Annotated in this window: 27 protein-coding genes and 1 tRNA gene; 15 read left to right on the plus strand and 13 right to left on the minus strand. The window is 32.6% G+C overall.

Going from position 1 to position 26,627, the window contains the following annotated elements; genetic code table 11:
- Positions 1–776 precede the first annotated feature (776 nt).
- Positions 777–1,199, plus strand: coding sequence for a DUF6943 family protein (locus IAI56_RS10825; protein ID WP_187657890.1), 423 nt, complete (start codon positions 777–779; stop codon positions 1,197–1,199).
- 25 nt (positions 1,200–1,224) lie between these two features.
- On the plus strand, positions 1,225–1,404 hold the full coding sequence (locus tag IAI56_RS10830) for a hypothetical protein (RefSeq protein WP_187657891.1): 180 nt from the start codon (positions 1,225–1,227) through the stop codon (positions 1,402–1,404).
- A gap of 84 nt (positions 1,405–1,488) precedes the next feature.
- On the opposite strand, the gene IAI56_RS10835 is transcribed toward IAI56_RS10830, so the two are convergent.
- The 9 genes from IAI56_RS10835 to IAI56_RS10875 all read right to left on the minus strand — a co-directional run bounded on the left by IAI56_RS10835 (position 1,489) and on the right by IAI56_RS10875 (position 8,687).
- Complete coding sequence (locus IAI56_RS10835) at positions 1,489–1,668, minus strand: hypothetical protein (RefSeq protein ID WP_187657892.1); 180 nt, start codon at positions 1,666–1,668, stop codon at positions 1,489–1,491.
- On the minus strand, positions 1,652–1,822 hold the full coding sequence (locus IAI56_RS10840; protein ID WP_317192436.1) for a hypothetical protein: 171 nt from the start codon (positions 1,820–1,822) through the stop codon (positions 1,652–1,654). The genes IAI56_RS10835 and IAI56_RS10840 overlap by 17 nt, the downstream gene beginning before the upstream one ends.
- Positions 1,823–1,909: 87 nt before the next feature.
- Positions 1,910–2,302 (minus strand): DUF5675 family protein, encoded by a 393-nt coding sequence (locus IAI56_RS10845; protein WP_187657894.1) that lies wholly within the window; start codon positions 2,300–2,302, stop codon positions 1,910–1,912.
- A 36-nt stretch (positions 2,303–2,338) separates the two neighbouring features.
- Positions 2,339–3,097, minus strand: coding sequence for a hypothetical protein (locus tag IAI56_RS10850; protein WP_187657895.1), 759 nt, complete (start codon positions 3,095–3,097; stop codon positions 2,339–2,341).
- An 866-nt stretch (positions 3,098–3,963) separates the two neighbouring features.
- The gene (locus IAI56_RS10855; RefSeq protein ID WP_187657896.1) at positions 3,964–4,929 is read right to left on the minus strand and encodes a sodium-dependent bicarbonate transport family permease; all 966 of its coding nucleotides are present in this window, start codon (positions 4,927–4,929) and stop codon (positions 3,964–3,966) included.
- Positions 4,930–4,953: 24 nt separating this feature from the next.
- Positions 4,954–5,904: an L-threonylcarbamoyladenylate synthase gene (locus IAI56_RS10860; RefSeq protein WP_187657897.1), complete on the minus strand. Its 951-nt coding sequence runs from the start codon at positions 5,902–5,904 to the stop codon at positions 4,954–4,956.
- A 10-nt stretch (positions 5,905–5,914) separates the two neighbouring features.
- Positions 5,915–6,751: a DUF6671 family protein gene (locus IAI56_RS10865; protein ID WP_187657898.1), complete on the minus strand. Its 837-nt coding sequence runs from the start codon at positions 6,749–6,751 to the stop codon at positions 5,915–5,917.
- Entirely contained in the window at positions 6,751–7,035 is a 285-nt protein-coding gene (locus IAI56_RS10870; RefSeq protein ID WP_187657899.1) for a hypothetical protein, read from the minus strand. Before IAI56_RS10870 ends, IAI56_RS10865 begins: the two co-directional genes overlap by 1 nt.
- Positions 7,036–7,250: 215 nt before the next feature.
- On the minus strand, positions 7,251–8,687 hold the full coding sequence (locus IAI56_RS10875) for an NADP-dependent isocitrate dehydrogenase (RefSeq protein ID WP_187657900.1): 1,437 nt from the start codon (positions 8,685–8,687) through the stop codon (positions 7,251–7,253).
- Positions 8,688–8,779: 92 nt separating this feature from the next.
- Here IAI56_RS10875 and IAI56_RS10880 point away from each other — a divergent pair, with 92 nt between their 5' ends.
- Positions 8,780–9,703 (plus strand): LysR family transcriptional regulator, encoded by a 924-nt coding sequence (locus IAI56_RS10880; protein ID WP_187657901.1) that lies wholly within the window; start codon positions 8,780–8,782, stop codon positions 9,701–9,703.
- A gap of 46 nt (positions 9,704–9,749) precedes the next feature.
- On the opposite strand, the gene IAI56_RS10885 is transcribed toward IAI56_RS10880, so the two are convergent.
- The 4 genes from IAI56_RS10885 to IAI56_RS10900 all read right to left on the minus strand — a co-directional run bounded on the left by IAI56_RS10885 (position 9,750) and on the right by IAI56_RS10900 (position 13,611).
- On the minus strand, positions 9,750–10,082 hold the full coding sequence (locus IAI56_RS10885; protein WP_187657902.1) for a GIY-YIG nuclease family protein: 333 nt from the start codon (positions 10,080–10,082) through the stop codon (positions 9,750–9,752).
- Positions 10,083–10,150: 68 nt separating this feature from the next.
- Positions 10,151–10,224 (minus strand) — tRNA-Asn (locus tag IAI56_RS10890).
- Between the two features lie 71 nt (positions 10,225–10,295).
- The gene (gene rseP, locus IAI56_RS10895; RefSeq protein ID WP_187657903.1) at positions 10,296–11,621 is read right to left on the minus strand and encodes an RIP metalloprotease RseP; all 1,326 of its coding nucleotides are present in this window, start codon (positions 11,619–11,621) and stop codon (positions 10,296–10,298) included.
- A 76-nt stretch (positions 11,622–11,697) separates the two neighbouring features.
- Positions 11,698–13,611 carry a M1 family metallopeptidase gene (locus IAI56_RS10900; protein ID WP_187657904.1) on the minus strand — a complete coding sequence of 638 codons (1,914 nt, stop codon included), beginning with the start codon at positions 13,609–13,611 and terminating at the stop codon, positions 11,698–11,700.
- 179 nt (positions 13,612–13,790) lie between these two features.
- Here IAI56_RS10900 and serS point away from each other — a divergent pair, with 179 nt between their 5' ends.
- From serS to IAI56_RS10960, 12 genes are all read left to right on the plus strand, one after another.
- Positions 13,791–15,062: a serine--tRNA ligase gene (gene serS, locus IAI56_RS10905; RefSeq protein ID WP_187657905.1), complete on the plus strand. Its 1,272-nt coding sequence runs from the start codon at positions 13,791–13,793 to the stop codon at positions 15,060–15,062.
- A gap of 81 nt (positions 15,063–15,143) precedes the next feature.
- Positions 15,144–16,922: a tetratricopeptide repeat protein gene (locus tag IAI56_RS10910; RefSeq protein ID WP_187657906.1), complete on the plus strand. Its 1,779-nt coding sequence runs from the start codon at positions 15,144–15,146 to the stop codon at positions 16,920–16,922.
- 60 nt (positions 16,923–16,982) lie between these two features.
- A complete protein-coding gene (locus tag IAI56_RS10915; protein ID WP_187657907.1) occupies positions 16,983–17,294 on the plus strand; it encodes a DUF4286 family protein in 312 nt (103 codons plus the stop codon).
- A 90-nt stretch (positions 17,295–17,384) separates the two neighbouring features.
- A complete protein-coding gene (gene rsmA, locus IAI56_RS10920; RefSeq protein WP_187657908.1) occupies positions 17,385–18,164 on the plus strand; it encodes a 16S rRNA (adenine(1518)-N(6)/adenine(1519)-N(6))-dimethyltransferase RsmA in 780 nt (259 codons plus the stop codon).
- A complete protein-coding gene (mgtE, locus tag IAI56_RS10925; protein ID WP_187657909.1) occupies positions 18,154–19,506 on the plus strand; it encodes a magnesium transporter in 1,353 nt (450 codons plus the stop codon). Before rsmA ends, mgtE begins: the two co-directional genes overlap by 11 nt.
- 219 nt (positions 19,507–19,725) lie before the next feature.
- On the plus strand, positions 19,726–21,012 hold the full coding sequence (locus IAI56_RS10930) for a site-specific integrase (protein ID WP_187657910.1): 1,287 nt from the start codon (positions 19,726–19,728) through the stop codon (positions 21,010–21,012).
- Positions 21,013–21,021: 9 nt separating this feature from the next.
- On the plus strand, positions 21,022–21,276 hold the full coding sequence (locus IAI56_RS10935) for a hypothetical protein (protein WP_187657911.1): 255 nt from the start codon (positions 21,022–21,024) through the stop codon (positions 21,274–21,276).
- 123 nt (positions 21,277–21,399) lie between these two features.
- Entirely contained in the window at positions 21,400–21,696 is a 297-nt protein-coding gene (locus tag IAI56_RS10940; protein WP_187657912.1) for a helix-turn-helix domain-containing protein, read from the plus strand.
- A gap of 1 nt (position 21,697) precedes the next feature.
- Entirely contained in the window at positions 21,698–22,504 is an 807-nt protein-coding gene (locus IAI56_RS10945; protein ID WP_187657913.1) for a hypothetical protein, read from the plus strand.
- 178 nt (positions 22,505–22,682) lie between these two features.
- Positions 22,683–22,922, plus strand: coding sequence for a hypothetical protein (locus tag IAI56_RS10950; protein WP_187657914.1), 240 nt, complete (start codon positions 22,683–22,685; stop codon positions 22,920–22,922).
- Between the two features lie 54 nt (positions 22,923–22,976).
- A complete protein-coding gene (locus IAI56_RS10955) occupies positions 22,977–25,190 on the plus strand; it encodes a VapE domain-containing protein (RefSeq protein ID WP_187657915.1) in 2,214 nt (737 codons plus the stop codon).
- A gap of 11 nt (positions 25,191–25,201) precedes the next feature.
- Entirely contained in the window at positions 25,202–26,371 is a 1,170-nt protein-coding gene (locus IAI56_RS10960) for a tyrosine-type recombinase/integrase (protein WP_187657916.1), read from the plus strand.
- Positions 26,372–26,627: the final 256 nt, after the last annotated feature.

The following is a 26,627-nucleotide window of genomic DNA, read 5'->3' on the forward strand; positions in this document are numbered from 1 at the left end:
ACGCTACTGCCTTTTCGCACTAGGTAGTGTAATGCATTGTTTTTTGAAGATGCTTCCCATTTTCATAAGACATTTTTCTGTTAACTGAACACTGAGACTGTCAACTGACTTATAGGCATCCTCAAAAATCAAAACCATAAGAAAGAGAATCAAATTCTTTGGATGGATGAATAGCTTTTTTTATTTTCTGATTTGGTTTATTCATCCATCCAAAGAATTTGATACCCTTTCCTAAGACGTCTATCTTTCAAATCAACTTTCAATACTTCAGATAAAATCCGATTAAACAAGGACATCTGATTGGAAATAGCCAACTAAAAATAAAATTTCGATTTCAATAAAAATGGCTATTCTCAATTTCCGATTAAAAAACAAATAAAAAAGAATTGAAAATTTCAAAAAAAAATAAATAAAAAAAGGAAGCAAAGATAAGTTCCAGGTATTCAAAAAAGCAAGTTCAAGCCCTCCGGGTTTCAGAAAAAATCTCCACCCAAACCGTTTCAAAACTCATTTAATTTCCGACTAGACGCTTCCGATTTCAATCACGTATCGGGTAGTATTTTTTCTGAAAAACTTGCTTTTTTGAAACCTTCCACTTGGACGAATGGCTTTCTTTTTTTCTTTTTTTTCTTTTGAAATGAATATTCTTCGCTTCCAATTAAAAAATAACATCTGGCGAAAAAAATTTTATGTGTGCGGAGCGTAGCGAGGCATACCAGCATTCATCGGAAGAAATACAGAAATCAGAAGAAATACTAAATTTTAAATCTGAAAGTATGACAAATTTTATCATTAAAACCCACCGAAAAGACACTGTTTACGCCAAACCATGTTTATTCATACTTAACAAAGGACTAAACAGCGGAAAGCCACAAAAAACGCCATTTACAAATAGCTTTGTTGTGATTTTTCAAAACGAGGAAGATTGCGAAAATGTTTTTTGGATTACCTACAGTCTTTGGCAATCCAAATTTTGGCACAGAAACCTCTGTGGCTCTGTTATTCCATTTCTAAGAAAAATTGATTTTATCAGGGAGTTTTCAGCTAAAGCAGAGGAAATGCTACAAGACTTTGAGGAGCACAAAAAAAATGTTGAAGCTTTACGACTATTGGAATTGAAAGAAAAGCAATTTCATCAAAACATTAATCTTATTAATGACTTGCGAAGAGTAATTCTTCACCGCTATTGCAAAAAGTAAACCTATTAACCATAAAATCAAGTCTATGAGTATCTTTTTATTATTTCAAACCGATAGTTGGAAATCAAAAGCATCAAGAGTTTTCTTTGGTGCTTTTGATAGCAGAACCAAAGCTTTAGATTATGCAAAATACAACGATTTGTATTGGTATAATTCAGAAGTTGTAGTGGTTGAGGTGATACTCAATCAATTTGGAGAAATTTAAAATAAAAAAAGCCAGGTCTTACGACTTGGCTTTCATTATGTTTAACCCAAACCCCGAAGCTTCGGGGCACAACGAGAGTTAAACTTATTTTTTGTGCTTCTTACAGAGGTATTTGAGCAACACCGAAATTGAAAAACTCACCACAGCTCCAACAGTTGCTAAAATCACTGTCTTAATCAAATCTTCTGAATTCAAATTCGGGACGATACTCAAAAAAGTACCTCCGGCAGTTCCAACTAAAGTTGAATTACTGTGGCTGTTCATTCTTCTCAACAGTCAACTGACTAACTGCTGAAATAACACCACCAGCAACAGCTACATAACCACCGACGGTTGTCACAATTACTGGCAGAGAAACTGGTGCAGTTAAAACAGCAGTACCAACAGTAGCCAATACCAATCCAATAGTTCGAAGCACCTTAAAAAACTTTGGTGTGGGAGCACTCGCTCTCTCTACAATTTTATTCATAATCTACTTTTTTGTCATTTCCGCGAAGGCGGAAACCTATTGAACAATTAATTCGACACTTTCATTTTTATCCAATGCTTGATAAACAATCCTTTTAAGCTTTTCAAAAGCTATTCGAGACATTAAACCAAGTCCTGGACCAGAAAGTTTTGTGACAGGAGCAATACAGCCTTGCAATTCCTTTTGAGCATTATTGGCAGAATGAAAAAGAATAAATTTTCTATTAGGTACATCCATCACTTCCAAATGCCATTTGTATTTTGAGCTGTATCGCTTTCTAATAAAATATTTCCCCTCAGGAATACAGGAAACCTTCGTTTCGTTCATCTTCCACGGTAATTCAATTGTGTTACAAATCAACTTACCTTCGCATTCGAGTTTACCATTCGTTCCATCAGGGAAATAAGTTCTAGTTAAAAATAAAACCATACTTCTAAATTCTGATTTCTAATTTCTAACTGCTGTTTACACACCGCTATCAACTTTCGCAATTGATAATGGGTTAAAAGCACCATTTTTCAAAGGGTACATTTGCCCATTAATCTCTTGATAAAACTCAACTCCCAATGCCAAAAACAAAGGCTTTGTTGAGTTCGCAGTAACAGCATTAGTTTGACTGATTACTGCCGTAGGCGTTGCATCCCATGGCAAAATAGCGGTCTCCGAAGTAGTGACTACAAAAGTTTCAGCTTCAAAATCAACTTCAGCACCGCCTGAGATAATTTTAAAGTGTGTAGTACCACTTGGTGCAGCAATCATATTGGCTGGAACAAATGAAGCAATATCAACAGTAATCTCTCCCGAAACACGGTCAATAGCTGCTACAAATGGCGCATACAAACTAGTGCCAAGTTTTCCACGAATATTGAATTCAAAACCAAACAACAATTCAGCCTCTCCATCAATAACGTTACGTAAACCTCTTTCACTCACTTGATCAGCCTGAATAACTTTTACCATTCTTTGGGTTAAACGGCTTACCATTCTACTATCCGCTGAATTGATAAGTAATGGTCTTAAAGCAATACGCAAAAGCTTCCCAGCCTTCCCTGCTCTACCAAACTCAGAGCCATTCTCACGAGTCCTTTGAAACGCTGGATCATTAGCAATTCTACTAGCGTCAATTCCACCTTTCTCTCTTGCCAAATGACCATCCTGCGTTTTATAAAAAGTAATATCCCCGATAGTACCTTTTAACTTAATTATGCCTTTCTGTCTAGCCACAATCTTTACAATTTTTGATTAATACTCATTTTCATAACTCACTTTCATTTCGTTAATCGTTGCAACTAAATCCCGAATGATTAGGACAAAGTTTATAAAGCATTTAGTAAAGTAAAAATCAATATTGTACCATATGTCCTAAAACGACATAAGTGTCCTAAATCAACATAAAAAATCAGTAAAAAAGTATGAAAAATAATAACTAAATTGCGAAAAGAATTTCTGCACGTCAGAAGTTAGTCAAAGCCTAATCAAAGGTATGGATGAAGTATGAAAAATGAATTACAGAGGGTTTGCATCTATCCAAAAGACATACAGCGTATAACCGGCAAGAGTTATCGTCAAAGTACCAGATTGATGCAAAAGATTAAAAACGACCTCAACAAGCTCGAAAATGAGTTTCTAACAATACAAGAGTTCTGTACATATACTGGCATAAAATATGAACAAGTAACTCACTTGATTTTTGGTTAAAATAGAAAATTGATTAGAATAAATTTTAATCCAAGAGAAACACTAAATTCTTAAATTACTAGTTCATTTTTTAGCCTTGATACTTTAGTATTGATAAATTTTTACTTATATTTGACTACTTTGAATTTAGATTAATTATAGTTCTTATATACAGGTGTCAGTCGAGGTGTCACCAAAATTAAATGCTCTGCGAAGTATTGATTTTATTGGCGTTTTTTGTAATAAACAAATCCCATCCTCTCTGCAAAAACTGATTGAAACCCGCTAAGTTGAATGACTTAGCGGGTTTTTTTGTGTTTTTTTGGTCAATTGCGACGTTTTTTTTGAAATTATTTTCAAAGAAGATTGATTAACATCTTGGCGCTAGACACATTAAAGATTAAAGTCTTTTTTTAGTTCAGAATAAAAGCTAGGTATATTGGAAAACCGATTGTAATGTTTAAAGGAAATGTAACTGCTAATGCCATTGGTAGAAATAGTCCAGGGTTTGCTTTTGGAGCGACAATTTTCATTGCAGCTGGAACTGCAATATAGGAAGCACTTGCTGCTAGAATGGCGAAAATAAAACGGTTACCAATATCTTGAGTAATCCACTGGCTTAGATATGCTACTAAACATCCGTTTACTAATGGAATTATAAGAGCAAAACCTGTTGCAAACCAACCGCTTTGAAAAAAGTCGTTTAATTTTTTTCCACTGACAATTCCCATGTCTAACAAAAATATTGCTAGAAAGCCTTTGAAAATATCGTTAGTAAAAGGTTTAATTCCCATGGCTTGTTGGTCGCTGGCCAGAAAACCAATTAGTAAGCTTCCTAGAATTAGAAGTACACTACCATTAGTTAATGAATGTTTGATAACATAAGATATTTTAGTTTGTTTTGTATTTTCATTTTTCTTACTGTAAAGTCGCATTAAAATTACTGCAACGATAATAGCTGGTGCTTCCATTAGTGCCATAACAGCAACCATGTGTCCTCCGAAGTTGATTTTTTGAATTTCGAGAAAGCTAACAGCTGTTACAAACGTTACTGCGCTAACTGAACCATAGGAAGCAGCAATTGCTCCAGCGTTTTCTACACTGAACTTTCTTTTTAGAAGGAAGAAGCAATATAATGGAATACATAAGGCTATTAGAATACCAAAAATAACTGACCAAACTATGTCAAAAGAGAAATGGCTGTGAGCTAATTCTTGTCCGCCTTTAAAGCCAATTGAAAACAGTAGATAAAGTGAAATAAACTTTGAACTATTGGATGGAATTTCTAAATCGCTTTTTAGTCGAGCTGCAATAATTCCTAGAAGGAAAAAAAGTAATGCTGGATTTGTTAAATTGTCTATCAGAAGATTAAGATTCATTTTTTCTTTTGGATTTGTTTGTTCTTATTTTGTTGCTCTAAATAGTCTATCGTTAATAGCTCGACCTAGGTCGTTGTTAGGGAATTGTTCTGCGATTATTATATCTAACTCTAACTTGTCTAATCGATGCATAGCTGCATATAAATTTGAGGCAGCTTGGTTTAAATCGGAATTTTTTGAGAGTATCTCTTGATGTACAATTGTAGTACAATCATATTTTGAGTTAAATAGTAATAATCCAATTTTTTTATTATTGTAGTTTTTAATTGATTTAGTTATATTCTGAGAAATGATTATTGGGGTTTTGGGTGCATAGTGTTTGAGCATCATTCCTGGTGCACTTGGTGTTTTTTCTTCAAAATTGTTAACTTTTATTGTGCCAATTTGATTTTCTATTGCTTCTAACGAAAGAGAACCTAATCGATAGAGTATTGGATTATCTTGTTCAAAACCAATTATAGTAGATTCTATTCCTTTTGTGCAATTGCCGCCATCTAAGGTCATTGGTATTTTGTCTTTGAAATAATTTTCAACATGAATTGCTTCGGTTGGACTGATGGAACCAAATGGATTGGCACTTGGTGCTGCAAGAGGAAAATCTAGTAGTTTTAAAAGTTCTAGTGTTACTGGATGATTGGGCATTCTGATTGCGACAGTATCTTTATTGCTTGTTATGGTATTGGATATTGTTTCTTTTTTTGGCAACACTACTGTTAACGGTCCAGGCCAGAATTTATCGATTAGTATTTTTGCTTTTTCGGGGATTTTTGAAGCTATGTTATAGACATCCTCTTTTGAGGCGATGTGAACAATTAAAGGGTTGTTTTGTGGACGGCCTTTTGTTTCAAATATTTTTTTTATGGCTTCATCGCTGTATATATTTGCTGCTAAACCATATACTGTTTCGGTAGGAATAGCTACTATTTGGTTTTCTTTTAACCATTTTGCTGCTAGATGTACATCTTTAGAAATCATTGTTTTGGATTTATGGGTTACAATAATCACAGTATGCTGGATCTTCGGTTGTTTTTTTATGAGGATATAATTCTTCTTTTGTGAAATTGCATTTCTTGCAGTTGTATATATAACTTAGTGTTGATTTAGTTGGTGCATTGCACCAATTGCAGGGTAAACCGGGTAATGCCTTTGAGATTGTAAATCCTGGTGTTTTGCAGTTTGGACAATTAGAGAGTACTGCCTCGAGAAGTTTTTTGGCGGTTTTTTCTATTACTTCCATCCTAGTTGGATTGAAACTTGCTCTCATATCGGTTTCGAGATGTGCTGTTCCATATTTGTTTTGGAATTTTTCAAAACTTATTTTCAATTCCTCCCAACTCGAAATTCCTTTTATAATGGATGAAAAATTGTTTTCTGAGGGTTTCATTATCAAAGCATGAGAAGGAAACTTAACCCGATTGGCAAATTCTATTAGTTGGTTTTGGTTTGAGATTGTTTCTGCATTAAAATTTGTATTGATGCTTAGTTCTTTTACCACTATTTCGAGGTTGTTTTTTGCATCTATTAGAATCATTAATTCTTCATTTGCTGGGGCAAAGAAAACCGATGGATGAGCGCCGAACGAACCTTCGCTAGCAATAACCAAATCAAATTGATTCTTTTCCATAGCAAGGGTGCCTTTTTTGCGAAGGGTTGTTAGCGCATCATCTTTTCTTTGAACTTCACCGGAGAATGTTCCAAGTGAATCGGTATCAAAAATATCGGTTACAAAGCATTTTACTCCAAGGTGTTTTTCAAAAATTGGGGCTATTACTTTTTGTTTGTTGTGTTTTGTTGCAATTAATAATTTTCTGTTTTTAAACATTATTCTGTTAATTCAATATAAACTGTACTTTTTATTGATAGATTTAGTCCCATTGATTTAGCATTTTCAACTAGTTCTTTTAGTTCTTGTTGTGCTGTTTTGAGTTCTTCGATTCTATTTTTTGAATGTTGACTATCTCTATTGAAACGGATGTGTTGGCTAAAATCGTCGAGTTTATGGTAGTTTATTTTGCTTTTGATAAACTCAGAAAGAATGTTATTAGCATCGATGGGTGTAAAAGTGCTGTTAATAAGTATGAACTCATTTTTTTGATCGGTTTTCATAGTTTTATATTCATTTTTTTTAATTGATTGACTGTTAGCAGTGTTGAAATTCCTAACAAACAGGTTGCTATAAATTTGTTTGCAAGTAGCATGGTTGTTATTAGACTTCCTATGGTCAAGAGCAATAGTAGTATTAGAAAAATAGTGTCTTTGTTTTGTTTATTATTTTTCATTTGTGTTTTTGTAGGTTTCTGATTTTAAACTATTTGTTGTTTTTACTGTCCTTGACCAAGAGAAAAGGCTATTTTTCCATCAAATTGGTAAAGGTTTTCGGTTTTTATTGTATCGATATTGGTTTGATTGCATTGTTGAAGTAATGAGATTATTTCATCTTTGGAAATTGATTTTTCGTTTTCCGTTTTGAAACGACATCTCCAATGATCGGTACAAAAAGTTTGAGAGAAACCGTCGGGCCATACTTTTATTCCTCTATTGGTAATCATATTCAATTTTAGGTTTTGTGTTTTGATAGAAGCTAATTTTGAGGCTAGTTCATTGGCATCAGTTCCATTCCAGTGAACGAAAATATCGTGACCTATTAATTCTTTTTTTGCTGGTTTTTTCTTTTGATATTTAGGCAACACAAGTGCTTGACCGTTTTGGTAGTTAACGGCTTTTAACTCTGCTGGTTTTTGTCCAAGATTGTTAATTATTGCGTTAGCAAATTCGATAGTTCCAACGAGTTGTTTGCTTTTAGTTTCATCATATATATCGTAGGTGTGAATTCCGTCTTCTAGGGTTTTTAGCCAAGCATTTTGGACTTTTGTTGCTACGTCATTTTGGCCTAAATGATTTAGCATCATTACTGCACCTTGAAGTAGTCCTGATGGATTTGCCATGTTTTGTCCTGCTCTTCGCGGAGCTGAGCCGTGAATGGCTTCGAACATTGCGCATTCTTCTCCAATATTTGCTGAGCCAGCAAGTCCTACTGAGCCAGCTATTTGTGCTGCAATATCTGAAAGTACATCGCCATAGAGGTTTAGTGTAACGATTACATCAAAAGCTTCTGGAGTATCGCTCATTTTTGCGGCGCCTATATCAATTATCCAGTGTTCGTTTTCTATATTAGGGTATTCTGTTGCTATTTCGTCAAAGATTTGGTGGAAAAGACCGTCTGTTTGTTTCATTATATTGTCTTTAGTGAAGCATGTTACTTTTTTTCTTCCGTATTGTTTGGCAAATTCGAAGGCGTATCGAATAATTTTTTCACAACCTGGACGGCTTATTATTTTTAGGCATTGAATTACTTCATCGGTTTGTTGATGTTCTATTCCTGCATATAAGTCTTCTTCGTTTTCTCTAATGATTACTATATCCATATTTGGATGTTTTGTAGCAACAAAAGGATGAAGACTCATGCAAGGTCTAACGTTTGAATAAAGACCGAGAAATTTTCTAGTGGTTACATTCAAGCTTTTGTATCCACCGCCTTGAGGAGTTGTGATAGGTGCTTTTAGGAATACTTTATTTTTGATGATAGTATCCCAACTTTCTTTAGCTATACCAGATGTGTTACCTGAGAGGTAGACTTTTTCTCCGACTTGAATTTCGTCGTATTCTAATTGTGCGCCAGCTGCGTTGATAATTTTAAGTGTAGCCTCCATTATTTCAGGACCAATTCCGTCACCTTTTGCGATAGTAATTCGTTGCATAGTATTGTTGTTATTAGTTTGCTGGACAAAGGTATATTGTGTTTTTCATATATTTTTATTTATATTTGTTATGTAATACATAAACATTATTTATGAACTATACTTTACATCAGTTGCAAGTTTTTTTGAAAATTACTCAAACAAAAAGCATTACAAAAGCGGCTGAAGAGCTTCATTTAACGCAACCGGCAGTTTCTATACAGTTAAAAAATTTACAGGATCAGTTTGAAATTCCTTTGACAGAAGTTTTGGGAAGGCAATTGTATATTACTGATTTTGGGAAAGAGATTGCACTGGCTGCACAAAATATTATTGATGAAGTATATAATATAAATTATAAAACTCTTTCTTTTAAAGGTATACTTTCGGGGAAACTAAAGATATGTGTTGTTTCGACCGGTAAATATGTTATGCCTTATTTTTTATCGAATTTTATTAATAAAAATAGAGGTGTTGAGCTGGAAATGGATGTTACAAATAAATTAAAAGTAATAAAGTCTTTGAAGAATAATGAAGTAGATTTTGCTTTGGTTTCTACTTTGCCCTCTGGGATTGATGTATATTCTGAGGAGCTTTTGCCAAATAAACTGTTTTTGGTTGGTACTTCTTTTGATGATGATTTAGATGTTTTAAAAGCGGATGGTTTTATTGGTGAAAGTCCGATGATTTATCGAGAGGAAGGTTCTGCTACTCGAATTGCGATGGAAAATTACATCAAGCTGAGAGGTATTGATGTTAAAATGAAACTACAGCTTACTTCTAATGAAGCTGTTAAGCAGGCTGTAATTGCTGGACTTGGGTTGTCTATAATGCCATTGATTGGGTTAAAAAATGAGTTGGAGAATAGAAGTATTAAAATAATTCCTGCTAAGAATCTACCCATCAGTACCAATTGGACACTGATATGGTTGAAAGGGAAAAAGTTGAGCCCAGCAGCCAACGCTTATTTGGATTTTATTCGTAGTGAAAAATCTACGATTTGTGAGACGCACTTTTCTTGGATTAATCAGTATTGATTTTTTAGTTTGCTTTCTTTGATGTTTTTGTTTTGAAGTTTAGTTTTTATACTACGTCTTTTTGTTGCTCTGTTGCCATTATTATGTCAGCTCTTTTATCTTTATATGGTAGTTTAAAACTCTGTTCAGGATATTGAAGTAGATTTTGGATGTAGGTTTTGCTTTTCATGGATTTGATATGTTTCTCGATAGATAAACCTTGATTTTTTGTTTGGCACTCTATTGAATAAATCAATTCCCAATCGTCTGCTTTGTAGGTAAATTTTCTTGATTGTGTTTCGTTTGAATGAAATTCTAGCCTCTGAATAAGATTTTGTGTGAAACCAACGTAATGTTTGTCTAATTTTTTTGAGTAAAGAATGTAAACTGAATTGTTCATCGCACAAAAATTTGAATAAATATAAATCAAAAAAGCCTTTACAGAAATGTAAAGGCTTTTGTTGTTTGCTCCCCCTCTTGGGCTCGAACCAAGGACCCTCTGATTAACAGTCAGATGCTCTAACCAACTGAGCTAAGGAGGAAGATTTATATCTTTTAAGCGGTTGCAAATATAAGACTGATTTTCTTATTTGCAAACAAATTTTAAAAAAAATTAGAAAAATTTATCGGCTATTAATTGATAGATATCTTTTCCAAAAGTTAACGCCATTAAACTCAGTAGAATAACCATTCCAAAGGTTTGAACATATCCTGCTGCTTTATCGCTTAATTTTTTACCCGTTATCATTTCTACGGTGGTAAATAGTGCATGTCCACCATCTAATCCCGGAATAGGAAGTAAATTCATGAAGGCTAAACCGATTGAAAATAGCGCTGTAAAGTTCCAAATGAATTCCCAATCCCAAGCATCTGGTAGTTGTCTTGCTATTCCGATTGGGCTTTTTACTTGTTTATATGCTCCTGTTGCTGGTCTAAGGATTAGCTTGAAGCTTTTTACATTGTATACTAATAATGACCATGATTCTTTAATTGCGGCAGGAACAGCCTCTAGAAAGCTCATTTTTTGTTGTACAAAAAACTTATCATTAACTGCATGCTTAACAGAGAAACCGAGTTTACCTTCGTTGTTTACTTTGACTTTAATTTCTTTTTCTTCTGCACCTCTCAATACCTTTAGCGTAACCGAGTCGTTTATATGCTGTTTTACAGCAGTAGAGAATTCATCAAAAAAAGCTACCTTATTGTTATTTACTGCCAAGATAGAATCTCCTACTTTTAAACCAGCTTTATCTGCTTCTTTATTTTTAATAATGGAGTCTATTTTTATTGCTGAAGAACGCGCTTGCACAAAATTTCTACCTTCTTTATCTAAAATGTTTTTGATTTGCTCGTCTGACAGATTGAGTGTTACATTTTGCCCTCCACGATTTACAACTACTTCACTACTAAACAGCACGTCCATAATCATTCGGTTGAAGTTTTCTTGAAATTCACCATCAACTGAAACTATTTTATCTCCATTTTTGAAACCTGCTTTTTGACCTACTTCGCCAAAAGCTAGACCATTTTGCTGAAGCACTTCGGTAGATATGTATTTTTTACCCACTGTTGCATACATCGTTGTGAAGATAAACCATGCCAAAAGGATGTTTACAATAATTCCACCCAACATAATAATTAATCGTTGCCAAGCTGGTTTTGAACGAAATTCCCAAGGTTGTGGTTCTTGATTCATTTGTTCTGTATCCATACTTTCGTCAATCATTCCGGATAGTTTTACATATCCACCTAGAGGCAACCATCCTATTCCCCATTCAGTATCTTTGATTTTCTTTTTGAATAATGAGAAACCAGCATCCATGAAAAGGTAGAATTTTTCTACTCTAACCTTAAACCATCTTGCTGTTATGTAGTGTCCAAATTCATGAAGAATAACGAGAACTGATAATATGAATAGTATTTGAGCAACTTGAATCATTATTTAATTGTATTTTATTTGAAAGCGACAAAAGTAAGGTTTTCCACTTTGCCTTTTTAAAATTATTTAAGAGAGCTTATTCTTTTATGATTTTCTTATGAAAAATACCTTCCGATGTTTTGATAGCTACCGCATATATTCCTATTGGTAGGGAACTAACATTCATTTCGGTTGAAGAACTTTCCTGAACCATTTGTCCTAGAGAGTTGAATATTGTTACAGACTGTACTTCGGTTGAAGTTGGCTTTTGAATATAAAAAATTTCTTTTGTTGGATTTGGATACAGAACAATGGCTTTTTCGGTTGTAAAAACTTCTGAAGCTAAGGTTGCTGTTGAATTTCGAGAGATTAGATTTGCATTAGGATCAAATTCAAAATCTACGACAGGGAAAGAAATGTTTTCTATAAAAACTTGTCCATTGGTAGTGTTTTCTAGAATAAAATCTTGCTGTTCGCCATTGGCACCAAATACTCGGACCGGAACTGGCATTTCAAAATAACTTACTGAAGCATCCGATTGGAATTGATTGACCACAAAACGAACTTGTCCAGAACCCCAATTTTGAGCTGTTATCGAATAGGTTGGATAACCTTGATTGTAAATCCAATCGTTGAAAAATTCTGTTAAATCTTGTCCATAAACTATTTCCAAATGTTCTTTTAAATCGGTTGTTACAGCATAATCAAAAGCCAAATCAGTATCGGCTAAATAATTTTTAAGTGCTTGAAAAAAAGCAGTGTCGCCCATTTTAAAACGCAGCATTTCTAGAACCATTGCACCTTTATTATAACTCAATCTACTGCTAAATATTCGGTTTACATTGGTAGCTTGGACATTGGTTAAATAAAGATTTCCGGACGGATTTGACGTAATATTATTTGTCAAACTTCTTTTGTGATTTACGAAAGGTTGCGCACCATCTAAATGTTCAATAACCAAAGCCGACAAATAGGTGGCAAAACCTTCGTTTAACCAAATATCTTTCCATGTGCCACAAGTAATTTTATCACCAAACCATTGGTGCGCCAATTCATGAGCAATCAATCCTCGACTGAAATTCCCCATGAATGAAACGGTCGTATGTTCCATTCCGCCGTTAAATCCACATTGGGCATGACCGTATTTTTCATTGCTGAACGGATAGGTTTCAAAAGTAGATTCAAAGAAATCCATGATTGGCAAGGTTTGAGCCAATGAATTTACCGCAGACGTATAATTTTCAGGATAAATATAATTTATAATAGGAAAAGTATTGGGTGCAGTTCCAGCTGTTTGGGTAAAAATTTGATAATTGGTAACCGCAATCGCTACTAAGTAGGCTGGAATTGGATATTGGTGTTTAAAATGTGTCGTTTTATTGGAACCCGAAGTAATAGCACTTATTTCAGCACCATTAGACACACTAACATATTGCGAAGGTGCTGTGATGTAAATATCTATAGTTTCAATTTTATCATTCAAATCCTGTTTGCAAGGCCACCAATCTCTTGCGCCAAAAGGTTGTGATAATGTCCAAATAATCGGTGTTCCGCTGTGTGTACTTTGAGAAAAAGCATCTTCGCCTTGGGCTGGTTGTCCTGAATAATTAATTTCAACCGTAGCAAAATTTCCCGTTGTTACCGCTGACGGCAATGTAATCACCAATTCGTTATTTGAATTTTGCACAAAAGCTAAATTTGTAACACCACTTTTCACTGAACTAACCGTTAATTCATTGGTTAAATCAAACGTTACGGTTGACATATTACTCAATGCTTTGAAAGTAGTCGTTACTTTTCCTGTGATAAAATAAACTGCTGGATTAACTGTAAATTCTAGTTTATGATAAGTAACGTCATAGTTTGCCGTATTAGGATTAGCTTGAAACTCCATCATTCTCGATGCCGATTTCATTTCGGACTCAGCAATTTTTTCGATTTCCAAAATATCTTCTTGAGCGAAAAGCATTGATATATTGAAAAGAAACAAAACAAAATATATCTTTTTCATTGTGTTTATCCTATTTTTTTTGCGAATATACTAATTCCGATATAATTTTAAAGATAAACAAATGGTAAAACCGATTTATACCTTTGGAAGCTAAATCTTTACTTGCCTTTATAAGTTTAAAAATATCTAAAGTTTATTACAAACATTTCACTAAATTTGCGGACTTATAAAGAAAAGCCATGTTACAAATAGGTTATATCAGAGAAAATAAAGAGCAAGTGATTACTGCTTTGGCAAAAAAACATATGGATGCCAAACAAATTGTAGAAGAAGTAATTCAATTAGACGAAAACAGAAGAAGCACGCAAGTTGCGCTTGATAATACACTAGCAGAAGCTAACAAACTTTCATCATCTATTGGCGAGATGATGAAAAATGGTGAAAAAGCTAAAGCTGAAATATTAAAACAAAAAACAGCGCAGTTAAAGGAAACGAGCAAAGAACTTTCGGAGAAATTAGATGGTTTTGCTACCGAACTTACGCAGAAAATGTATTTGTTGCCTAATCTTCCTGCTGAAATTGTTCCCGAAGGAAAAACTCCTGAAGAAAACTTAAATGTGTTTCAAGCTGGAGAAATCCCTATTTTGCATGAAGGTGCGCAACCTCATTGGGAATTGGTGAAAAAATACGACATCATCGATTTTGAATTAGGGGTAAAAATTACTGGCGCAGGATTTCCAGTTTATAAAGGAAAAGGTGCCAAATTACAACGCGCTTTGATTTCTTATTTCTTAGACAAAAACACCGAAGCCGGTTATCAAGAAGTGCAAGTGCCACATTTGGTAAACGAAGCTTCTGGATATGGAACAGGACAATTGCCAGATAAAGAAGGACAAATGTATCATGTAGGCATCGACGATTTATATTTAATTCCAACTGCCGAAGTTCCGGTGACTAATTTATTTCGTGATGTAATTTTGCAAGAAAACGAATTACCAATTCTTTGTACAGGTTATACGCCATGTTTCCGTAGAGAAGCTGGAAGTTATGGTGCGCACGTTCGTGGATTGAACCGTTTGCATCAATTTGACAAAGTAGAAATCGTTCGTGTTGAACATCCTGATAATTCCTATCAAGCATTGGACGGAATGGTTGACCACGTAAAAACTATTTTGGACGAATTAAAATTACCTTATAGAATTTTACGTCTTTGTGGCGGCGATATGAGTTTTGCTTCGGCATTGACTTATGATTTCGAAGTGTTTTCAACCGCACAAGATCGTTGGTTGGAAATTTCATCGGTTTCTAATTTTGAGACTTTCCAAGCCAATCGTTTAAAATTGCGTTTCAAAGGAAAAGATGGCAAAACACAATTAGCACATACGTTAAACGGAAGTTCATTGGCTTTGCCAAGAGTTTTAGCCGGAATATTAGAAAATTATCAAACTCCAGAAGGAATTGTGGTTCCAGAAGTATTGCGCAAATACACTGGTTTCGATATCATTAACTAAAAAAGTTAATCTTTAGTAAACGATGTACTAATCTGGCACAAAAAGTGTTACTTTAGTACATTGTTCTTTTAACAGAAATTCATGAAAAAAATCATCGCTTTTGTTTTTCTTTTTCTTTCGCTTTGGGTAAATGCTCAAAACGAACAATTGGCGCAAAATTATTACGACCGTGGCGAATTTGAAAAAGCAGTAGTAAGCTATGAAGAACTGTTAAAAAACAACCCCGGAAATTCTTTGTTTTTTCAACGAACAGTAGATTGTTATCAACAGTTACAACAATTTGATAAAGCCGAAAAAGCACTGCAAGCGCGATTAGAAAAATTCAAACAAAGTAATCTTTTAATCGAATTAGGTTACAACTATCAACTGCAAAAAGACGAATCAAAAGCCAAAAAAATTTACGAACAAGCTATTGATAAAATATCCAAAAATGTCAACGAAGCTTATGGAATTGGCTATACTTTTGAACGAAAATCATTGTTGGATTATGCATTGTTAGCCTATAAAACTGCCACTGAAATTGAACCACGGCTGACTTTTAATTCTCAAATAGCTGTCATTTATGGTCAGCAAGGCAAAACCGATTTGATGATTGAAACCTATTTGATTGAAGCCTATCAAAATCCGCAAAATCTTCCGCTAATTCAAAGTCAATTATCGCGATTTATGAACGAAGATGCCGATGAAACTTTTAACGATAATCTTAGAAAATCGCTGTTGCTTCGTGCACAAAAAACCCAAGATATTTTTTGGAATGATTTTTTAAGTTGGTTTTTTATTCAACAAAAAGAATACGGAAAAGCATTTATTCAGCAAAAAGCCATTTACAAACGTGAACCTGAATCGTTTTCAAATATTGTCAATTTAGGGCAAATGGCAATTGAAGATAACGACCAAGAAGCTGCAACAGAAATCTTGACTTTTGTATTGCAAAACACTAACGACATCGATTTGATTATTCAAGCCAATTCCTATTTGATGGAAATGAAAATTGAAAACAGTCAGGACAAAGATTATGTTGCTATATCACAAGAATTAGACAAACTCATTACCGAATTTGGGGTTAGTCCATATACGTTGCCGTTACTTCGATTACAAGCTAATTTTTCGGCTTTTCAACTAAAAAAACCAGAGCAAGCCAAAACCATTTTGAAAAATGCAATGGAAATGAATTTAAGCCGAAATCAAACTGCCGAAGTTAAAATGGAATTGGCCGACATTCTTTTATATGAAGAAAAATTCAATCAGGCGTTGATTTATTATTCTCAGGTTGAAAACGATATGAGCGGCGATGTTCTCGGTCAAGAAGCAAGTTTAAAAACAGCAAAAACCAGCTATTACAAAGCCGATTTTGAATGGGCAAATCATCAATTAAAAGTACTAAAATCAGCATCAACCCAATTGATTGCCAACGATGCTTTGGATTTATTTCTACTAATTAGTGATAATACCGTTGAAGATTCAACACAAACGGCTTTGAAGAAATTTGCTCGTGCTGATTTCTTGTTGTATCAAAATAAAAAACAAGAATCGTTAGCTCAATTTCAGCAAATTCTAAAAGAACACAAAGGCGAAGAAATTGAAGCTGTAACACTTTTAAGAATTGGAAAGATTTATGAAAAACTAGGCGATTTTGCAAAAGCTTTAGAAAGTTATCAAGCTATAATTGCCAACCACAAAGAAGGAATTTATATTGATGAAGCGCTCTTTTTCTCTGCCGAAATCTATGCGGATCATTTAAAAGACAACGAAAAAGCCAAACCGCTATATGAAAAGGTAATTCTGAACCACGAAGACAGTATTTACTCGGTTGAAGCGAGGAAAAAGTACCGTCAACTTCGTGGAGATAATAATCTTTAGTGTGTCAGTTAGCAGTAACAGTTGGCAGTTTAAAAAGTACAAAAAACAATCAAATTTCTCATGATTTTATACAACGTAACCATCAATATACACGAAAGCGTTCACGACCAATGGATGCAATGGATGCAAGAAAAACACATTAACGATGTTTTAGCCACAGGAAAATTTTCATCCGCAAGAATGGTAAAAGTTTTAGTCGAAGAAGAAATGGGCGGAACGACTTATTCCATTCAATACACAACCGACAGTAAAGAAACGCTGCAAAAATATTATGACGAAGATGCACCACGACTTCGGGATGAAGGTTATCGTTTATTTGGTGAAAAAATGCTGGCGTTTAGAACAGAATTGGAGTTGATTAGTGAACATTAATAGATTGTTGGATTATTAGACTAATTAGATTCATAGAAATCTAAATTGCAAAATATAAAAAATCCAAAAATCTAAAATCTAAAAATCTAAATGAATCAAGTAAAAGCAAAAAAACACCTCGGGCAACATTTTTTAACCGATGAAAATATAGCCAAACAAATTGCCGAAACATTAACGTTGAACGGCTATGAAACTGTTTTGGAAATTGGTCCAGGAATGGGTGTTTTGACCAAATATCTTTTAGAAAAAGACATCGAAACCTATGTGATTGAAATCGATACCGAATCGGTGGAATATTTGAATGCACACTACCCAAAATTGCATGGGAAAGTTATTTCCAAAGACTTTTTGAAATACAATATCAACGAAGTTTTTGAAGGAAAACCTTTTGCTATTATTGGCAATTTCCCTTATAATATTTCTTCTCAAATTGTATTCAAATGTCTTGAAATGCGAAATCAAGTGCCTGAATTTTCGGGTATGTTTCAAAAAGAAGTAGCCGAAAGAATTTGTTCTAAAAAAGGAAGCAAAGTTTATGGAATTCTATCGGTTTTAGCACAAGCTTTTTATGATGTTGAGTATTTATTCACAGTTGAACCCGAAGTATTTAATCCGCCGCCAAAAGTAAAATCGGGCGTAATGCGAATGATTAGAAAAGAAAATTACTCACTACCGTGTGACGAAAAATTATTTTTTACAGTGGTAAAAACGGCTTTTCAACAAAGAAGAAAGACATTAAGAAATAGTTTAAAATCGTTTGCTTTATCGGATAATTTAAAAGAAGACACTATCTTTGACCTGCGTCCGGAACAACTTTCGGTAGAACAATTTATTGAACTCACTCAAAAAATAGCCGCCAATGCAGTTTAAAATCAGCAAAGAACTCTTAGAACAAATCGAGCAACTGATTCATGCTAAAAATGATAGTCAGCTCGAGATTCTATTGAATGACTTACACCATGCTGATATTGCAGAGATTTTTGACGAACTGGAATCAGAAGAAGCAATTTATATCTTCAAAATTCTAGATAGTGAAATTACTGCCGAAATTCTGACCGAACTAGAAGACGATGTTAGAGAAAAACTACTTCGTGGACTTTCTGCCAAAGAGATTGCTGAAGAGCTTGACGAATTAGATACCGATGATGCTGCCGATATTATTGCAGAACTTCCTCAAAGTAAGAAAGAAGAAGTAATCTCCGAACTTGAGGACGTTGAACACGCCAAAGACATTGTCGATTTATTACGCTACGACGAAGACTCTGCTGGTGGTTTGATGGGAAAAGAGTTGGTAAAAGTCAATGAAAACTGGAACGTTTTAACTTGCGTAAAAGAAATGCGTATTCAGGCCGAAAATGTTACTAGAGTTCATTCCATTTATGTTGTTGATGATGAAAACCGATTGAAAGGACGATTATCGCTTAAAGATTTATTAACCACTTCTACCAAAACGCCTATCAGTGAGGTTTATATTAAAAAAGTAGATTCTGTTCGAGTAAGTGATACCAATGTTGAAGTGGCTCGAATTATGCAAAAATATGACCTTGAAGCCATTCCGGTTGTTGATGAAATGGGACGATTGGTTGGTCGAATTACCATTGATGATATCGTTGACGTAATTAAGGACGAAGCTGACAAAGATTATCAGTTAGCTGCCGGTATCTCACAAGACGTTGAAGCTGATGATAGCATTCTTGAATTGACCAAAGCACGTTTGCCTTGGTTGGTTTTGGCGTTATTAGGTGGATTTATTTCGGTAGAAATGCTTGGTTTATTTGAAGGAGCAATGAAGGAACATTACAAATTATTTTTCTTCACTCCGTTAATTGCCGCTATGGCAGGAAATGTTGGCGTTCAATCGTCGGCAATTATTGTTCAAGGTTTGGCTAATCATTCCATCAGTGGTTCAATCGTTAATCGATTATTAAAGGAAATTTCTTTGAGTTTATTAAATGGTATTATTTTAGCAAGTATACTGTTTTTAGGAAGCCATTTTCTTTTAGGCGTTGAAACCAATATTGGAGTAATAGTTACCATTGCTTTAGTTTCGGTGATTATAATTGCATCATTGATTGGTACTTCTATTCCGTTGCTTTTAAACAAATTTGGAATTGATCCTGCTTTAGCAACTGGTCCGTTTATCACCACTAGTAATGATATTTGTGGAATTTTGATTTACTTTTCGATAGCCAAATTGATTTTAGGATTTTAAACAAAAAAAACCTCCCAAAAAATGAGAGGTTTTTGTACCCGGAGTGGGAATAAAACAATTAAATTTCTTTTAAACTAATTTAACTTAACTTTCTGTTTACTAGTGTGCTATTTATTTTTATTAATTAACTATAATTAACTTGAATTAAAATAAATCAATACTTTTAGGGAATAATTAGGGGATTGTTTTTAAATTTGTTTTGTAATAGGCAAAAACCTTATGAAAGTAAATTTTATCATAAAAGGAAAAAACAACCCTACAAATATAATTTGCAGATTTAAGCCTACACAAATAAACGATTTTACTTGTACTACAAATATTTGGATAAAACGTGAAGATTGGAATAATACAAAGCAACAATTAAGATTAAAAGCAACCACACAAAATAAGGATTTGATAAATTCAAAACTTAAAGAGTTAGAAAGCCTTATTCTCGATACTTGGATGAGTGACATGCTTAACAAAGAAAATATATCAAAGGATTGGCTTAAAAATGTTGTCTCTTCTTTTTTCGGCAAAACTTCAAGTAGTAAGCTTCATAAAGTATATTTTGTCGATTGGGTTAAAAAATTTACTGAAGAAAGTCCTAAAAGATTATACAAAGGAAAACCTATCACAGAAAAGACAATTCAAAACTATAAGATAGTGCTACTTCGATTGCAAAAATTTGAAGATTATACAAAAACTAAAATACGTTTTGAAAACATTGATTTATCCTTTTGTAGAAATTTTATATTGTATTGCCGAGAAATTGAAAATTTAAACAACAATAGCATAGGAAGTTACTTTGCAAGAATAAAAATGTTTTGCAAAATAATCGAAATAGAGGGGTTACCTATCAATCCACAATACAAGCATTCTGAATTTACAATTACAGGAAATAAAACTTACGATACTTACCTAAATGAAAATGAAATATGTACGATTTACAATTACGATTTTAGCAGTTTTGAACGATTAGACAATGTTCGGGATTTATTTATTATAGGATTGCGAACAGGATTAAGAATTTCAGACTTTTTAAAATTAAAGCGTACAAATATTAAGGATGGCTTTTTTGAGATTGAAACGTCCAAAACTGGAGAATTTGTGAAAATTCCAATACACAATCAGGTTCAAAAAATTCTTTTAAAACGAAACGGCAACTTACCTTACTCTATTTCGGAACAAAAGTTTAATAAACACGTTAAGGAAGTTTGTGAGAAAGTAGGAATTGATGAAATGATTGAAGGTGCAAAAACGGTAAGAGTGGTTATAAAAGAAAAAACAGAAGAATCCCCTGAAGAAGTAATTCATAGAAAACAAATCGGGATTTATCCAAAATATGAACTTATCAGTTCTCATACTTGCAGGCGTTCATTTGCAACCAATTTATACGGAAGAATTCCTAATAGAACTATAATGGCAATTACAGGACATCGTTCTGAAAAGGTTTTTGAAAGTTATATAAAAACTACCAAGCATGAACATGCTGAAAGATTAAAAAATCTTTGGGAAGTTCATTAAAAAATGGGTATGGATATCAAAAAAGAATTTCCTAAAAAAGTAACAAAAAAACTTCTAGTTGAAATGTATAAACCAATGTCTCGTAGAATGGTTTTATATACCGTAAACTACTATGAAATTATGTTGGGGAAAAATAAACTTTCTAAAAACATTCCTAATGAAATCTTACTGTTTTTTATCCGAGACTACGGATTTCCTGATGATTATTATTTACCCGAAGATATTAGAACTAAACTAAAGAAAATACAGCGAAATAATAGCTGAAAAATGTTAATTTTTTTTCCTATCCTACCGTAGTTCGTCATTATTCTGCAAACTCCTGCAAACTCTGTTCCCTATTTTTTAGTATAAACTAATCTTGCCTAACAATAATTAATATTTATAGTTATGTCAAAACAAATACTTCAGATAGAAAACACAAATGCTGTTGACTTCAAAAATGATATACTTAAAAGTGTAAAAGATTGTCTTATGTCTTTTGCAAAAGAAATGCAAAATTCAGATGATGCAAAATTACTTTCTAGACAAGAAACCTCTAAAATGCTATCTATTTCCCTTGTTACTTTGTGGGATTGGACAAATAAGGATATAATACCAGCTTATCGTATTGGTAACAAAGTTTTTTACAAAAAAAATGAAGTATTAGAAGCATTACAAAAAAGAAATAACTTTAAAAATCAATAATATGTATCCTGAAAAAATTATCAATTCAAAAAACGCTTCGTTTCAAATAACAAAATCACTAAACGGCGGAAGGTGTGGCTGGATTTGTAGACAGTTAACTAAAATTGCAAATTTCATTGAAGACATTCCAATTGTTGGACCAAGATTTGCGGGAAATATTCGCGTTGTAATAAGCATAGTCAACGCTGTTGATGAAGCTTTTTTTAGAACAGCTGGAGAATATGAACCAACATATAGCGAATCTATAATATTAGACAATTGGCAACTAAACAAACTACAGCCATTCTACAGAAATTTAACAATGAAATTGTCTGATGCATTTAAAAAAAATAATTTATCTCAACAACTTGAAGAGGTTAATGAAATTTTAAAAATCATGTGTGTTGTGAAAAGTTACTTCACCAATAATGAATTAACTGGTTTATCATCAAATGCTATAAATCTGAGAAATGAACTAGTAGATAAAATTTTGGAACCATTATATGAAGTCATTGAGACTTCATTTGAAAATCAAAATTTAACTCCTTTTCAGACTATTGCAAAACTTGATGCTTCAACAATTAATAGTTATTATCCATTAATAGAAAATATTTCAATTTTATCTACAGACTGTTTAAATTATAAATCTAATTCAACAACAAACAATACCATACCACTGATTATAAATGATTTTGAATCAACTCCCCAACCAGTTGTAAAAAAATCAGATGATAACCTAATTTGGATAGGTCTTTTTTTTGCTGGAGTAATTGCAATTACAATTTTCAATAGTCGCGAAAATGAAAAAGATAAAAAGAAGAAAAAATAATTTTTTAGGTATAATATTTGATATATTTGTAATGCAACAATGTTTTAGGAGAATTTCCTCCGAACAAAATTTTAACGATAAGAAGCTACCTATGGGTAACATTCACGAAAGGTTTGTACTCTGTTCCTAGAACATTGTTGCAACCCTAAGGGTAGCTTCGCATATAAACATTTTCGAGATGCAACAAGAAAATAAAGTGATGCAAAAAGAATTAGCACTAGCACAGGAGTTAATTAAATTACAAGAAAAGCAAATAAACGCTTTACTCCTTTCTGCTGAAGTAAATAGGGAAAGAATTGAAATGTTTGAAGAAATACTTCGTTATTATGTTCCTAAATTTAAAATAGGGCATGTATGGGAGCGAGTGTATTTACCAGTATATGGAAAAATAAAATCACCTCCGTTTAGTAAAAATTAAAAATAGAAAAACCATTACATCCCACTGTAATGGTTTTTTCAAAAATATATAGATATGAATTCTAATTTGAACATCAAAGATATAATATTATCTCACACAACACAAGAAGCAATTTATACTAGATTTCTCGGACTAAATAGCTTCCCTAAAAAAAACATTTCAAGTCCTTTCTCTGAAGACAAAAAACCTTCTTTCAACTTATACGAAGATAATTCCACAATTAAATTCAAATGTCATAGTACTGGTAAAAATGGAGATGTTTTTCAATTCGTTGCAGAACTCAAAAATTTAGATTGCAAAACTAACTTTTTAGAGGTTGCAAATGAGATTGCAAAATGTATGAATATTAATTTGCAAGACAGCAATAATCAACTATTTAAAACAAATTACCCTATTAACCATAACAATACAGTTGAAAAAGAAATTTTGCAATCATCAAACACCAATTATGCAATCTCTAAAACACCATCCACTTTATCGGTTGAAACCCGAGAGTTTACAACATTAGATTTAGAGTACTGGAATAATTTAGGAGTTGATGAAACAAATTTAAACAAATACGAATTACGCTCTATTTCTAGTTATTGTTGGAGTGGTAAAAAACCTATTTACACAAAAAAAGAAAGTGTAGCTTTTGTATTTAAACTAAATGACGAAAATAAGCTTTACATTCCTTCTCAACCAGCTTTAAATATAAAAAAAAATGTACTACCAGCTTTTAAAAGTGGAATTTATGGATTAAAACAACTAGGCACAGAAAAAAAAGAAAGTATAATTATTTGTGCTGGAGAAAAAGACACTATTGTAGCAAATTCAAAAGACTTTAATGCGGTAACCTTTGGCAGTGAGTCAAGTATTCCAAAAACTGAACAAATTGATATTTTGCAAAACCTTTGTGATAATTTATTTGTTTGTTATGATAATGATGAAGCTGGAGCAAAAGGGATGAATTCATTAATAGAAAAATTTCCCTCAATAATTGCAATTCATCTACCAAATAATGCAAACATCAAAGGTTATGACATAGCCGATTACTTTCAAGAATATTCAAGAGAAGATTTCCAAAAATTAATTGATATAGCAATAAAGGAAAAAGCTCCAATATTAAAGCCTGAAACACATGTAACAACTATAATTCACATTACAGAAGATTATCTTGCTCAACATTATGACATTAGACACAATATAATTGCTAACGAGATAGAATATAGCAAAAAAGGAAAAAATGATTGGTCTCCATGTAATGAAAATTCACTTTGGATTGAAATGCAAAAAAAGAGCATAAAAGTTCCAGCATCAACATTAGAAAAAATTTTAAAAAGTGATTTTGTTCCGAAATTCAACCCTCTTATTGATTACTTTGAAAACTTACCTATTTGGGATGGAAAAACAGACTATATTTTGCAATATGCAAATTACATAACACTTGCTACTGGAGAAGATAGGTATCAATTTGATTATCACTTTAAAAAATGGTGTGTTAGGTCTGTAAAATGCGCAACAGATGATAATTATTTCAACAAAAATGCTTTTGTTTTATCTGATGATGGTAAAGGACAAAATATTGGAAAAACTACATGGATAAGAAATTTATGTCCAACTGTTTTATCAAATTATTTGGTAGATAATTTACCAAAAGACGAAAAAGATGCAAAAATTGTATTAACCCAAAACTTTATAGTTAATTTAGACGAATTAGCGGCTTTAAGCAAACAAGAAATAAATACTTTGAAATCACTTTTTAGTGCAGACAAAATCAAAGTTCGGTTTCCTTACGATAAAAAAGACACAGTAGTAAGGCGTGTTGGAAACTTTATTGGTTCTACAAATCAAACAACATTCCTTTATGATGAAACTGGTTCTGTACGCTGGTTATGTTTTGTAGCTGATAAAATAGATTTCAGTTATAAGGAAAATTTTAATATTGATAATCTATGGATGCAAGCCTATAGTTTATCAAAAGATGTAAATTTTCAAGAAAAATTAACTACGAATGATATAAAATTAAACGAGGAAAGAAACTCTAAATTTCAGGTTCAAACTCCTGAAATAGATTTAATTCACAAATATTTGGAAATCCCAAGAAAAATTGAAGAAGTAGAACTTGTTTCCGCTACTGAAATACAAAGTTATTTGAATGGTTTTGCTACACAAGTACGATTAACTCCTGTTGGAGTGGGTAAAGCACTTAGAGCATTAGGATATACATACTCTAGAAATTCAGCTGGAGGTCAATGGGCAATAAAAAAGAAAGAGTTAAATCCATAAAATGCAAAAAAATGCCAACAAAAAAAACAAAAATCAAAGGATTAATATCATCATCATTTGTAAACTATAAAGCTGCCGAACTTAGAATAAAAACTCAATGGCTAGTAGTTTACTATGCAAAAAATCCTTTCACAAAAGAAATGCAAAGATTTAGAGTTGTAGTACCTTCAATGAAGTCAGAAACTGAAAGAATTAAACATGGTAAAAAAATAAGAGATGAAATCAATAAAAAATTAGCAGAAGGATGGTCGCCTTTCAGTACAGATACTTTTGCAACAGATTTTAAGACTTATGATCATTGTAAAGAAAAATTCCTTGAACTAATAAATTTAGATATTAAAAAAGGCTTAAAGCGTCAGGATACTGAACGAACTTATAAATCAAATTTTTCAATGATTGAACTTTTTGCTAAAAGAAAAAAGCAAAAATTGAATTTTATTTTTGAACTGAACCGAGTTTTTATTGTGAACTATTTGGATTTCATTTTGTATGATAGAAATAACACGCATAGAACCTACAACAATCATTTGAATTTCATAAAAGGATTTTTAAATTTTTGTGTGACTTATGGCTTTTTGAGTGAAAATTTTGCAATAGGAATAGCAAAGAAAAAAGAAGGTCAAAAAATAAGACAGCTATTAGATACAGACGTAAAATCAAAAATAAAAAGCATTGAAGATTTAAATTTTCACTATTATGCACTTTGTATGACTACTTACTTTTGTTTTATTCGACGCACAGAATTATCGAAATTATTAGTGAGACATGTTGACATATTAAATTCAACAATAACTATTCCTAGTGAAATTTCAAAAAATAAAAATACCGAAACCATAACAATACCAAAATCATTTTTACCAATTATTAGTAAGCATATTAATTTTTCTAATTTGGATGATTTTTTGTTTTCCACAAATGATTTTAAATCAGGTAAAAACCAACTAAACCCTAAGAAAGTTTCTGATACTTGGGAAAAATTTCGCAAACTCTTAAAAATATCAAAAGTTTTTCAATTTTACTCATTAAAGGATACAGGAATTACTGATTTATTAAATTCGGGCGTTCCATCTATAAAAGTTAGAAATCAAGCAAGACATAGTGAACTTGCAACCACAGAAAAATACACTCATAGAAATGTAAAATGTGATGAAGTAGTGCAAAATGCAAATTTTGATTTTTAAAATGAATTTTCAAAAAATTTGACCTCTCAAAATCGAGAGGTTTTTTTATGACTTTTTTATAATTATAACAGTAAAAAAAATGTTGTATTGATAATTACATATCTTACATAAATTACACAAAACAACATATGCAAATAACTCTTAGACTTATTTTAATTTTTTTAATATTACATCAAAATACACTATATTACACTGATAAATGTAAGTTGATTTTTAAGATGTAGGCTTATGTATAAAAGTTAAAAACAAATAAGCT

Origin of the sequence: Flavobacterium macrobrachii (assembly GCF_014486675.1) — a bacterium.
Classification (GTDB): Bacteria; Bacteroidota; Bacteroidia; order Flavobacteriales; family Flavobacteriaceae; genus Flavobacterium; species Flavobacterium macrobrachii.